This is a genomic window from Pollutibacter soli (assembly GCA_029269725.1).
GTDB classification, from domain to species: Bacteria; Bacteroidota; Bacteroidia; order Chitinophagales; family Chitinophagaceae; genus Pollutibacter; species Pollutibacter soli.
Genome location: JARJHS010000009.1, coordinates 21,080 through 33,125, shown reverse-complemented (window position 1 = coordinate 33,125; position 12,046 = coordinate 21,080). Strand labels below are relative to the sequence as shown.

17 protein-coding genes are annotated in these 12,046 nt (G+C 43.1%); 1 reads left to right on the top strand and 16 read right to left on the bottom strand.

Annotated elements, in window-relative coordinates; genetic code table 11:
- Positions 1 to 62 precede the first annotated feature (62 nt).
- Complete coding sequence (locus P2W82_RS19655) at positions 63 to 1,721, top strand: Kelch repeat-containing protein (RefSeq protein ID WP_336517640.1); 1,659 nt, start codon at positions 63 to 65, stop codon at positions 1,719 to 1,721.
- 7 nt (positions 1,722 to 1,728) lie between these two features.
- Here P2W82_RS19655 and P2W82_RS19650 read toward each other — a convergent pair whose 3' ends face one another.
- From P2W82_RS19650 to rpmC, 16 genes are all read right to left on the bottom strand, one after another.
- On the bottom strand, positions 1,729 to 3,015 hold the full coding sequence (locus P2W82_RS19650; protein WP_336517639.1) for an aminotransferase class V-fold PLP-dependent enzyme: 1,287 nt from the start codon (positions 3,013 to 3,015) through the stop codon (positions 1,729 to 1,731).
- Positions 3,016 to 3,207: 192 nt separating this feature from the next.
- A complete protein-coding gene (locus P2W82_RS19645) occupies positions 3,208 to 4,452 on the bottom strand; it encodes a BaiN/RdsA family NAD(P)/FAD-dependent oxidoreductase (RefSeq protein ID WP_336517638.1) in 1,245 nt (414 codons plus the stop codon).
- A 39-nt stretch (positions 4,453 to 4,491) separates the two neighbouring features.
- The gene (map, locus tag P2W82_RS19640; protein ID WP_336517637.1) at positions 4,492 to 5,313 is read right to left on the bottom strand and encodes a type I methionyl aminopeptidase; all 822 of its coding nucleotides are present in this window, start codon (positions 5,311 to 5,313) and stop codon (positions 4,492 to 4,494) included.
- 1 nt (position 5,314) lies between these two features.
- Positions 5,315 to 6,649 carry a preprotein translocase subunit SecY gene (gene secY / locus P2W82_RS19635; protein WP_336517636.1) on the bottom strand — a complete coding sequence of 445 codons (1,335 nt, stop codon included), beginning with the start codon at positions 6,647 to 6,649 and terminating at the stop codon, positions 5,315 to 5,317.
- A 71-nt stretch (positions 6,650 to 6,720) separates the two neighbouring features.
- Positions 6,721 to 7,170, bottom strand: a complete 450-nt coding sequence (gene rplO / locus P2W82_RS19630; protein ID WP_336517635.1) for a 50S ribosomal protein L15 — start codon at positions 7,168 to 7,170, stop codon at positions 6,721 to 6,723.
- A gap of 82 nt (positions 7,171 to 7,252) precedes the next feature.
- Entirely contained in the window at positions 7,253 to 7,432 is a 180-nt protein-coding gene (gene rpmD, locus P2W82_RS19625; RefSeq protein ID WP_336517634.1) for a 50S ribosomal protein L30, read from the bottom strand.
- 67 nt (positions 7,433 to 7,499) lie between these two features.
- Entirely contained in the window at positions 7,500 to 8,018 is a 519-nt protein-coding gene (rpsE, locus tag P2W82_RS19620) for a 30S ribosomal protein S5 (RefSeq protein WP_336517633.1), read from the bottom strand.
- A gap of 35 nt (positions 8,019 to 8,053) precedes the next feature.
- A complete protein-coding gene (rplR, locus tag P2W82_RS19615) occupies positions 8,054 to 8,407 on the bottom strand; it encodes a 50S ribosomal protein L18 (protein ID WP_336517632.1) in 354 nt (117 codons plus the stop codon).
- Between the two features lie 117 nt (positions 8,408 to 8,524).
- Positions 8,525 to 9,079, bottom strand: coding sequence for a 50S ribosomal protein L6 (gene rplF / locus P2W82_RS19610; RefSeq protein ID WP_336517631.1), 555 nt, complete (start codon positions 9,077 to 9,079; stop codon positions 8,525 to 8,527).
- A gap of 127 nt (positions 9,080 to 9,206) precedes the next feature.
- Positions 9,207 to 9,605 carry a 30S ribosomal protein S8 gene (rpsH, locus tag P2W82_RS19605; protein WP_336517630.1) on the bottom strand — a complete coding sequence of 133 codons (399 nt, stop codon included), beginning with the start codon at positions 9,603 to 9,605 and terminating at the stop codon, positions 9,207 to 9,209.
- 105 nt (positions 9,606 to 9,710) lie between these two features.
- Positions 9,711 to 9,980, bottom strand: a complete 270-nt coding sequence (gene rpsN, locus P2W82_RS19600) for a 30S ribosomal protein S14 (RefSeq protein ID WP_336517629.1) — start codon at positions 9,978 to 9,980, stop codon at positions 9,711 to 9,713.
- A 53-nt stretch (positions 9,981 to 10,033) separates the two neighbouring features.
- The gene (rplE, locus tag P2W82_RS19595) at positions 10,034 to 10,603 is read right to left on the bottom strand and encodes a 50S ribosomal protein L5 (protein WP_336517628.1); all 570 of its coding nucleotides are present in this window, start codon (positions 10,601 to 10,603) and stop codon (positions 10,034 to 10,036) included.
- The gene (gene rplX / locus P2W82_RS19590; RefSeq protein WP_336517627.1) at positions 10,603 to 10,965 is read right to left on the bottom strand and encodes a 50S ribosomal protein L24; all 363 of its coding nucleotides are present in this window, start codon (positions 10,963 to 10,965) and stop codon (positions 10,603 to 10,605) included. The genes rplE and rplX overlap by 1 nt, the downstream gene beginning before the upstream one ends.
- A gap of 55 nt (positions 10,966 to 11,020) precedes the next feature.
- Entirely contained in the window at positions 11,021 to 11,389 is a 369-nt protein-coding gene (gene rplN / locus P2W82_RS19585) for a 50S ribosomal protein L14 (RefSeq protein ID WP_116873575.1), read from the bottom strand.
- Between the two features lie 89 nt (positions 11,390 to 11,478).
- Positions 11,479 to 11,739, bottom strand: a complete 261-nt coding sequence (gene rpsQ / locus P2W82_RS19580) for a 30S ribosomal protein S17 (RefSeq protein ID WP_336517626.1) — start codon at positions 11,737 to 11,739, stop codon at positions 11,479 to 11,481.
- A gap of 75 nt (positions 11,740 to 11,814) precedes the next feature.
- A complete protein-coding gene (gene rpmC / locus P2W82_RS19575; RefSeq protein WP_336517625.1) occupies positions 11,815 to 12,024 on the bottom strand; it encodes a 50S ribosomal protein L29 in 210 nt (69 codons plus the stop codon).
- Positions 12,025 to 12,046: the final 22 nt, after the last annotated feature.

Genomic DNA, 12,046 nt, shown 5'->3' with positions numbered 1-12,046 from the left:
AATATCTTGTTTCTGCATACCAACGAGCTTCCACAGTACAATTCTATAAAATTTGAGACCTGATGCGCTTCAGCAATTTCCTGAAATACATATTCACTTTGCTGGTTGTGGTAGTTCTTATTGCTTCCTGCCAGAAAGAATTTTTGTGCGATTATTGCGGCTTTTCGAGAATTCCGCCCATTGCGAATGCAGGCAACGATACAATAATTGTTATTCCCGCTGATACTGCAGTTTTGCATGGAGAGAAATCTTCTGACGCAGATGGATCGATAATAAAGTATAGCTGGTTACAGATTGAAGGGCCAGGGCAATCAAATATCGCAAATAAAGACGCCGCAACTACGAGAGTAAAATCGCTGAAAAAAGGTATTTACAGTTTTACACTAACTGTCACGGATAACAGCAATCTTAGTTCCTCCGATACAGTTGAAGTGCTTGTTACAGATGTGAATAATCCACCTGTTGCGAATGCAGGTCCTGACAGGATTGCTATTCTACCAAAGGATACACTGCAATTGGATGGTAGCGCATCGACAGATCCGGAAAATAACATTACCACTTACAAGTGGCGGAAACTTTCAGGATATTCATCGACCTATATCTATTTTACGGAGCGGGTGCAGACTGTTGCATACAGCGTTTCTGAAGATGCATATGCATTTGAACTGACGGTTACTGATGCGGGCGGACTTTCTTCAAAAGATACTGTCGTTATTCGCGTCACTCCAGCCGAATTTATTACTGCGCAAATGATTGATGTTGGTAAAAATATTGTTCATCGTTTTTATCCTACGGGCGCTTCAGTAGGGGATCAACTAATTTTTGCAGGTGGGTATGAGGATGATGGCTTTTCATCACGGGTGGATATTTATGATACAAGAACCAATACACATGCGACTGCCGAATTAAGTGTTCCCCGCATGTATATGGCTGCAGTGACTGTTGGTGACAAGGTATATTTCGCAGGAGGAATCAGTTATAATGATAAACCTGTTTCGAGGATTGATATTTACGATTCAAAAACGAATACATGGACAACAGATGAATTGAGTCGTGCGAGGTTTTTTGTTTCCGGTGAAACCACGGGTAATAAAATAGTTTTCGCAGGAGGATGTACCAATCCTCAGAGAGAGGAATGTTCAAACGTTGCAGACATCTACGACCTTGGAACAAAAACCTGGTCCGTAACTACAATGACTGAGCGTGCATTTGGAACATCTTCCATTACCTACGGAAACAAAGTTTTTGTAGCGGGTGGTGATGCCAAATGCGGAAGAAAAGGTATAGATGTTTTTGATGCCAATTCAAATGCCTGGTCATCGCTTGCTCTGTCAGAGCCGAGAGCATACATTATGTCAGGACTGGCTGGTGGTATAGGATACTGGGGCGGTGGTTATGGCGACAGCGCAAAACCAAAAGCAACAATCGAAATACTGAATTTCATCACTACTGATAAAAGCTTTGACTATATGAGTAGCCCCGTTACCGGGTTTAAATCAAAAGCCATCGTCAATGATAATTCAATCCTCTTTTTTTCAGGTGATGGAATTACAAGAGTTTATTTCAACAAATATGAAATAGGTACAGGAAAAAGTACCGAAGGACGATTAGATCACAATGTTTTTGGTGCAGAATTCATTGCACACAAAAACAAAATATACATGGCGGGCGGTACAGTCGATAAACTGCCCAACGATAAAATCTGGACCATTAATTATTAAGAATTTTTCAGGAGGCGATCTTCCTGATTGCTCCCGCCAGTTTGTCGAGATCTTTCGTTGATGTATACACGTTAGGAGTAACTCTGACCCCATGGATATCCTCCCAATTGATCGCGACTGTGTGTATTTTATATTTATTGAAAAGTTCTCCCGAAACTTCTTCAGGCTTTTTTCCTTTGATTGAAACATTGGCGATTGCGCAGGAAAGTTTTGGATTCACAGGTTGATTAAAACTCACACCCGGAATATTTTTCACCTGATTCACCCAATAGTCTTTTAAATACCTTAGCCTTCTCTCCTTTCTCGCACCTCCGATAATGTCATGAAAATCTACTGCAGTTCCGATGGCCATTTCAGACGCGAATGAACGCGTCCCAAGCGATTCAAACTTCCTGATATCCGGACCATCAGGTTCATTGTTTGAAAGCAATGCCCATATGTTTTTAATCTTGTCTTTTTTGATATATAAAAGTCCACTACCGAATGGAGCACTCAGCCATTTGTGAAGAGAGGATGCAAAATAGTCACATTCCAGGTCCGGCACTTTAAATTCGAAATGTCCTAAAGTATGAGCACCATCAGCAATCACTTCGATACCACGTTGATGAGCTGCCTGTGCAATCATCTTAACTGGTGTAATCTGACCGACCCAATTGATCAGGTGTGTAACATGCACCACCTTTGTTTTTGGAGTGAATGCATTGATATAGTATTTCGCAATATCAGCTTCGTTTTCGAGAGGCAAAGGCAGATTCAGCCAAACCAGTTTTATTCCATCTCTTTTTTCTCTCTGCTTCCATGCATTCATCATATTGGGATAATCCTGTTTGGTGAGAATGACTTCATCTCCCGCTTTCAGATTCAATCCGAATATGATGCTGTTAAGTCCTTCAGTAGCGTTTCTGTTAATGGCTACTTCTTCAGCCGAACAACCACAAAGGCCAGCAAGCTTTTCCCGTAACGGCTCACGCCCCTGATCGAGTATTTGCCACATGTAATAGCTCGGCGCTTCATTGCAATATTGATAGAACCGGATATGCGCATCCTGCACTACTTTTGGTTGCGGCGCTACTCCACCGTTGTTGAGATTGATGATGTTGGGTGATACGGTGAATGAAGAACGAACCCATCCCCAGAACTCTTCATCTTCCACATCTCCCGCTTCCTCACGCGCGCTCATCTTTTTCATTATGTCCTCTGCCTCTGCAGCAAATACAGGATCTGCAAATGATAATAGTGAAAGTCCGCCACCGGCGGCAGCGAGTCTGTTTAAAAACTGTCTCCTGGAATTCATGTTTGTAAACTGGGAATGAACTCTAAATATAAAAAAGATTTGTGAGCAAAGCGTCCGCTTCCGGATGCCGGAAAAGGTATCCGATACTTCTTTAAGCATGTTCAACCTGAGGTATCCATCAAAGTATCGGATACCTTTTTTGGAATTTACGAAGTTCGGAATTTTAGCAGGCCGGCAAAGTGTTTTATACCGTCAGGAAATGTTTTTTGACATTGAAACAGCGGCTATATACCCGCTCGTCCAGGCGTGCTGGAAATTAAATCCCCCGGTAACGCCATCCACATCCATAACTTCGCCAGCGAAATAAACGCCTGGAACAATCTTGCTTTGCATCGAATTGGCATCTATTTCATTCAACGATACTCCACCCGAAGTGACAAATTCTTCCTTGAATGTTGTCTTCCCCTTAATTGAAAATACATCGCCACATAATATTCTTATAAGCTGATGCTGCTGCTTACTGCTGAACTCACTCCATCGGGTAACCGGAGAAATTGCCGCCAGCTGTATAAAATATTGCCAGAGCCTATGTGGAAGTCCGAATGGATTTCTGGAACCAATAAAAACAGAACCCTGCGATTCGCGAAGTTCCTGAAGATATCCTCTCAGGCTTTCCTCATTATATTCCGGTATCCAGTTGATTTGTATCGAGAATCCATAATCGCATTTGCTTAATTCACGCGCAGCAAAAGCTGAAAGTTTTAACACAGCGGGGCCACTGAATCCCCAATGCGTGATTAGTACCGGCCCGCGCTCCTTAAATTTCAGGGCAGGTATTTTTATAAGGACATCAGCTACTGATACACCCATGAGTTCGGTAATGGGATGTGCGGGCATATTGAATGTAAACAGCGATGGCACTGGCTCTTCAATGCGATGGCCAAGTTTTGAAATCCAATGAAACTGTGCCGACTTCGGGTAGCCTCCTGAGGTAATACAAACCATATTTCCTTCGACAACCCGACCATCAGCAAGTGTCAACACAAAGACTGCATCGTGTTTCTGAATTTCGGCAACTTCTGCCTGAAGTACAATCTCCACTTTATATTTCGCAGCTTCATCGAGAAGACAACGGATAATTGTTTCTGAACTGTTCGTGGAAGGAAACATCCTTCCATCTTCTTCTGTTTTCAATTCGACACCACGGGTCTGAAACCATTCAATTGTATCCGTTGTAAAAAACTGGTGGAATGTTTTCTTTACAAAATTTGCACCTCGCGGATATCTTTTCGCCATTTCTGCAATCTCGAAACAGGCATGCGTAACATTGCATCTGCCACCCCCGCTCACTTTCACTTTCGATAATAATTTACTGGTTTTTTCCAGCAGCACAACCCGCGTGTGGGGATTTAACCTGGCAGCATTTACAGCACAGAAAAATCCGGCTGCACCACCACCGATTACAACGATACAATGTCTTTTTCTGTCCTCTGTCATAGTGATGAGAAACCGTTGAATGCAGAATAAAATAGAAATTTACAAAGAAGGTATTAATTCAAGGTAGGCAGAGTCCAACTCAGGATTTGCTTTCTCAGCCTCTTCAATTCCTGCGAATGAGGAGAGTACATCAGGTTTGTTTTTTCTGACGCAGATATTATGCTCGTAGTGAGCCGAAGGCTTACCATCGCGGGTACGAACGGTCCATCCGTCTTTATCATGGTACACATCTTTAGTGCCCATATTGATCATCGGTTCGATAGCGATGACTGTTCCTTCTTTCAGCTTCTGGCCCGATCCTTTTTTCCCATAGTTTGGTACCTGCGGATCTTCGTGCAGCTTTCGACCAAGACCATGACCTACCAATTCTCTTACAACACCGTAACCGTATTTCTTTTCGGTATGTTCAAATATCGCGGAAGATATATCACCCACACGGTTACCCGCAACCGCTTTTTCGATCCCTTTATACAGAGACTCTTTTGTAATGCGCATCAGGTCGCGGACTTCCTGGGAGACTTCACCAATAGCAAATGTATATGCACTATCACCATGGAAGCCGTTTTTCAAAACACCAACATCCACAGAAATAATATCTCCTGGCTTCAAAGGTTGATTTGTTGGGAAACCATGAACAACAGCATCGTTCACAGAAATGCAGGTGGCAAACGGGAATCCGTATAAATTTTTAAAGGAAGGAATCGCGTTGTGATCGCGGATAAATTTCTCTGCAAAAGCATCAACCTGAAGCGTGGTGAGGCCAGGTTTCAGGTATCTTGCAACTTCGCATAAAGTTGAACTCACGAGCAATGCACTTTCGCGCATGAGTTCAACTTCAGCATTCGTTTTTATATAAATCATCTTAAATCGGAGACGTCGTAGCAGGTTGCCTTCCCTGGATACGGCCGCTGTTCATCAGGCCATCGTACTGACGCATAAGCAGATGTGTTTCGATCTGCTGCAGAGTGTCGAGCACTACACCTACCATGATCAGGAGGGAAGTACCCCCAAAGAAAGAAGCAAATGATTGTGTAATACCCAGCTGCTGGGCGATACCTGGAAGGATACCAACAACAGCAAGGAAGATTGCTCCCGGGAGAGTGATTCGATCCATCACCTGGCCGATATAATCTGCCGTCGGTTGCCCCGGCTTAACACCAGGAATAAACCCGTTGCTCTGCTTGAGGTTGTCCGACATTTGTTTCGGATTAAATATCAGGGCTGTGTACAGGAAAGTAAATGCAATTACCATAACTGCATATATGATCATGTACCAGACATTACTTGGATCGTTGAAAATGCGAGCCAGCCCTTTTCCTGTCTCAAAACTCGTGAACGAGAACAAAGTTGGCAGGAACATAATCGCCTGGGCGAAGATGATCGGCATTACACCAGCAGCATTCACTTTTAATGGAAGGAACTGTCTTGCACCGGTAAACTGCCTGTTACCAACGATTTGTTTTGCGTAGTTGATCGGGATCTTGCGAACGCCCTGTACGAGGATGATCAGGCCAAGAATGATTACGATCAGGAAAGCAATTTCCACGAGGAACAGAAGAAGACCACCACCACCACGGGTTTGTTTTGCATAAAACTCACCGAGGAATGATTGCGGCAAACGGGCGAGGATACCAATCATAATGATGATTGAAGTACCGTTACCCATTCCTTTATCCTGGATTTTTTCGCCCAGCCACATTACAAACAGTGTACCTGCTGTCAGAGTGATCACAGTTGAAATCCAGAAATAAGCGTGATAAGATTCGATCAACGCATCACGGTTCACCCCACGGAGATAAGCAACATAAGCTGCTGCCTGCAGAACCGTAACACCAGCGGTAAGGTACCTGGTCCACTGATTGATTTTCTTTCTCCCGCTATCACCTTCTTTCTGTAATTTCTGCATCTGAGGAACCAGGATAGTCATCAGCTGCATAAAGATCGAAGCGGAGATATAGGGCATGATACCCAAAGCAAAAATGGAAGCATTGCTGAATGACCCGCCAGCGAAAGTATCGAACAGGCCAAGCAGACCTTCTTTCGCGCCGGAAAGATCAAGTTTATTTGGATCGATACCAGGCAGCACGATGTGGGCACCGAAACGATAAACAAATATCAGGAGCAGGGTAATCAGGATCTTACTCCGCAGTTCTTCAATGCTCCAGATATTCTTAAGTGTTTGGATGAATTTCTTCACAACCTATAGTTTAGTTGAGCCTAATGTAAACGAAAAAAACGCATGGTATATGCGTCGGGCAAATATCGGAATTATTTCACTATCTCAACTGATCCACCGGCTGCTTCGATAGCTTCTTTGGCTTTTCCGCTAACCGCGTGAACTTTAAACCCGAATTTATTTGTGATTGCACCATTACCGAGGATTTTTACTTTATCGGTACGGCTGATCAAGCTATTCATATACAGGTTCTCAGGAGAGAATTCGCTGATACCATATTTTTCTGCCAGGGCCTCGATCTGACCAAGGTTAAACACCTTGTACTCAATACGATCGTTGTTTTTGAAACCGCGTTTAGGGATACGACGCTGGATAGGCATCTGACCACCTTCGTGACCAATTTTACGCTGATAGCCCGTACGTGCCTGCTGACCTTTGTTACCTTTTGTTGAAGTTCCACCTTTACCGGAAGCTTCACCACGACCAAGCCTTTTCTCTTTTTTTGTTGCGCCTTTTGCAGGCCTTAATGAATGGAGTTTCATTGTTCTTTGTTTTACTCAACGCAGTTTCCCCGAAAACTGCTCGCATCTTTAAATAATAAGTAATTCTTTACAGGGAGAAGAACTACAGTTCAGTTACTGTTACCAGGTGTTCTACTTTTCTAACCATTCCCAGAATCTGGGCAGTAGCATCAACCTCAACAGAAGCATTCATTTTCTTCAAACCCAACGCAGCCATAGTTTTTTTCTGGCGCTCAGGTCTGTCAATTACGCTCTTTACCTGGGTGATTTTAATCTTTTTCATGATTCTATCCTTATAAGTCTCAATAGAGATGATCAATAGTAATTAATTCCACACGCTCAGCAACAGACTAGCCGTTGAACACTTTCTTCAGGGAAAGGCTGCGTGTTTTTGAAACATGGATAGGCTCTCTCAGCAAAGCAAGCGCTTTGAAAGTTGCTTTTACCACGTTGTGAGGGTTGGCAGAACCCAGTGATTTTGCGAGTACGTCTGTAACACCGGCGCTCTCCAGTACTGAACGCATACTTCCACCCGCGATCACACCAGTACCATGAGCAGCTGGTTTGATCAGCACTTTTGCTGCACCTTCCTTTGCAAACTGGTCATGAGGAATAGTACCCTTCATTACCGGAACCTTGATCAGGTTCTTTTTTGCATCTTCAATTCCTTTGGTAATAGCTTCCTGAACTTCTTTTGCTTTGCCCAGACCATGGCCTACAACACCGGCCTCATTTCCAACAACCACCAGCGCAGAAAAACTGAATGCACGACCACCTTTGGTAGTTTTCACCACACGGTTGATTGCCACCACTTTTTCTTTTAATTCAAGGTCGCCTGCTTTTACCTTGCTGAAATTAACTTTTGACATTTATTTCTATTATTAAAATGTTTATTCAAATAAGATCAGAACTGCAAACCGCCTTCACGTGCACCTTCTGCAACTGCTTTCACACGACCGTGATAAAGGTAACCTGAACGATCAAATACACAATTGGTAACACCAAGCTCAACAGCTTTACGTGCCAGTGACTGACCTACCAGTTTGCTCTTTTCTGTTTTATTTACCTTCTGAGCAACTACATCTTTCTCTTTTGAGGATGCAGAAGCGATGGTTACACCACTTATGTCATCGATCAGCTGAGCATAGATATCGGTATTGCTTCTGAATACACTGAGCCTGGGTTTTGCTTTCTCGCCGGAAATCTTCCTGCGAACACTCAACTGTATTTTTTTTCTTCTTAGTGCTTTAGTGTCCATATCATTTATTTGATGCCCTGATTCTGCCAGGACCTTTTACATTATTAATCAGCGTTCAAATTAACGGTCTAACGTTGAACGTTAAACGTAAAACCCGCCTACCGGCAGGCAGGCGTTTTACTTACCAGCAGCTTTACCAGCTTTTCTTCTGATAAACTCACCTTTGTATTTGACACCTTTTCCTTTATATGGTTCAGGTTTGCGGAGGCTGCGGATTTTTGCTGCAACCTGGCCGAGCAACTGGACATCAGATCCTTCAAGAAATACTCTTGGGTTATCCCCTTTCTCAGTAGCCGTAGCCACTTTCAGTTCTTTCGGGATTTCGAAAATGATGTTATGCGAATATCCGAGAGAAAGATCAAGTAACTGTCCCTGGTTTGAAGCTTTGTAACCTACACCCACCAGTTCCAGTTCTTTCTTGAAACCATCAGTAACACCTTTCACCATATTGCTTACCAATGCACGATACAAACCGTGCAATGCACGATGACGGATCTGATCAGTAGGACGGTTAAGTGAAACAACATTATCTTTCACATCGATAGTGATATCGCGATCGATTGCCTGTTTCAACTCACCTTTAGGACCTTTTACTGAAATCACATTGTCTTTTCCCAGGGTTACTGTAACTCCTTTAGGAATTTCTACCGGCTTCTTACCTATACGAGACATACGTTAAGTTTTGAATTTGATAAATATTGAACATTGGGGCCGTGGTGGTTTCAGTTCCGTATGAAAAACTTAGTGCGCAACCTCCAGCCATTATCCACCGGAGCATGTTCAACTCCGGTCGATGTTTTTAATAAACGTAACACAAAACCTCACCACCAACGTTCGCCTGCTTAGCGTCTTTATCCGTCATCACTCCTTTTGAAGTAGAGATGATCGCAACACCCAATCCATTCTTCACGCGAATAAACTCAGCTGGTTTTGCATATTGACGCAGACCCGGGCGACTGATTCTCTCCAGCGTTTTGATCGCGGGTTCTTTAGTCGTAGGATCGTACTTCAATGCAATTTTGATAACTCCCTGTTTGCTGTCGTCCTCAAACTTGTATTTCAGGATATATCCCTGGTTGTACAGAATTTCAGTCATGCGTTTTTTAAGATTGGAAGCCGGGATTTCTACAATCCTGTGACCCGCCATCTGAGCATTACGGATTCTTGTCAGGTAATCTGCTATAGGATCTGTTGTCATATTTTATACCCTCCTTATTTTCTCCTTTCTCCGCCGCGGCGGAGAGGTAGAAACGTATTTCGGTTCTTTTGCTGTTAATACTTATTTACTTCAAACGGTAATTACTTACCAGCTTGCTTTTTTCACACCTGGTATCTTACCTGCGAGTGCCATATCACGGAATGTTACCCTGGATAATCCGAAATAACGCATGTATCCTTTTGGACGTCCGGTAAGCTGGCACCTGTTTTTCAGGCGAACCTTTGAGGAATTCTTTGGAAGCTCATCCAGCGCGCTCCAATCACCTGCTGCTTTTAAAGCAGCACGTTTGTCAGCGTAGCGGGCAACCAATTTTTCCCTTTTTCTTTGTCTGGCTTTTACTGATTCTTTTGCCATATTTTGATTGTCTAGCTAAACAGCACAACCGGTGCGCTGTTATGTTATGAATATTAGTCCTTTTTGGTGTTTCTGAAAGGCATTCCCAACTCTTTCAGCAATTCATATGCTTCCTCATTGGTATTAGCCGTAGTTACAAAAGTGATATCCATTCCTGTAATCTTGCTCACTTTGTCAATATCGATCTCAGGGAAAATAATCTGTTCGGTTATACCTAATGTATAGTTACCGCGACCATCAAATGATTTTTCGTTTACACCTTTGAAGTCACGAACCCTTGGCAATGCAGATGAAATCAAACGATCGAGGAACTCATACATCTTCTCACCACGAAGCGTAACCTTTGCACCAATCGGCATGTTTTTACGCAACTTGAAGTTAGAAATGTCTTTCTTCGACATTGTCGCGATTGCTTTCTGACCAGTGATCGTTGTCAGCTCATCAAGAGCAACATCTACCAGTTTCTTATCAGCAACGGCACCATTTACACCACGGTTCAGGCTGATCTTCTCAAGCCTTGGAACCTGCATTACGGTTTTGTATTCGAATTTCTTCATCAATGCAGGCACAACATCCTTCTGATATTTTGACTGCAGTCTGGGTGTATATTTCAGCGTTTCCATTATTTGATCACCTCCCCTGATTTTTTAGAGATTCTTACGAGTTTACCGCCTTCCCTGCTGCGTTTAACTTTGGTAGGTTCACCTTTCTTAGCGTCCCACAGCATAACATTACTGATATGGATAGGCGCTTCTTTCTTCACCAGTCCACCTTTGGTGTTCTGCGCAGAAGGTTTTGTATGGCGTGTAATAATATTGGCGCCTTCAACCAGTACGCGTTCCTTTTCAGGTAACACTTCCAGTACTTTCCTCGGCTTATAGACGATCTTTCCGTTATCGTCTTTTTTAGGCCTGGATTCGCCTGAAATCACAATCACCAGGTCGCCTTTTTTAATATTAAACTTCGGTTTAAATCTGTTGCTCATTTTTTATACTTTATCTCCTGTTAGAGAATATTGTCATTTGGATTACACTCCCGCCTTACAGAACTTCAGGCGCAAGAGATATGATCTTCATGTACCCTTTATCCCTCAACTCGCGGGCTACAGGGCCAAAGATGCGTGTGCCTCTGGGCTCATCAGCCTGGTTGAGTAACACAACTGCATTGTCATCGAAGCGGATATAGGATCCGTCCTTACGACGTAATTTGTTTTTGGTACGAACGATAACCGCTTTGGTAACTGTTCCTTTTTTTATACCACCGGCCGGGATTGCATCCTTTACAGTAACTACAATCTTGTCGCCGATTTTAGCATAGTCCTGACCACTGTTTCCCAGTACACGGATGCAAAGCACTTCTTTAGCACCGCTGTTATCCGCTACATTTAACCTGGATTCCTGTTGAATCATCTTATTTCATTTGAGCCGGCGCCGTGGCGCCAGGCAGTGAATACTATATCTTGGTAACAGCCAGGCATAACCGGGCTGCAGGAAAAAAACTATTTTGCTTTCTCGATCACCTCAACCAGCAACCAGCGTTTTGTTTTGCTGAGGGGTCTTGTTTCCATGATCTTTACTACATCACCAGCTTTCGCCTCACTCTTCTCATCATGCGCATGGAACTTGGTAGTCTTTTTTACGAACTTACCGTAGATCGGATGTTTTACTTTACGTTCTACAGCAACTGTAATGGTTTTAGTCATTTTGTCGCTGCTGACAACACCCGTTTTTGTTTTCCTGATTTTTCTTTCTACAGCCATTTTTTAGCTTTTTCTGATCAGCTGTTTTGAACCAGCTTTTCTGTTATGATTATGCCTGATCACCAGGCAAGTTGTTTATGCTTCCGCTTTCTTTTTCTGCAATTCAGTTTTCAACGTTGCAATTTCTCTGCGCAGAATTCTGATGCTCGCCGGGTTTTCCAATGGAGAAATGCCATGAGCAAATTTCAGTTTCTTGATACGCAATTCATCTTCCTTGATCCTGGCTGTCAGGTCATTCACATTCATTCCACTCAGACTCTTCAGGAAATCGATCTTCTTTGACATGATATCTTGATTTTACTTAGCT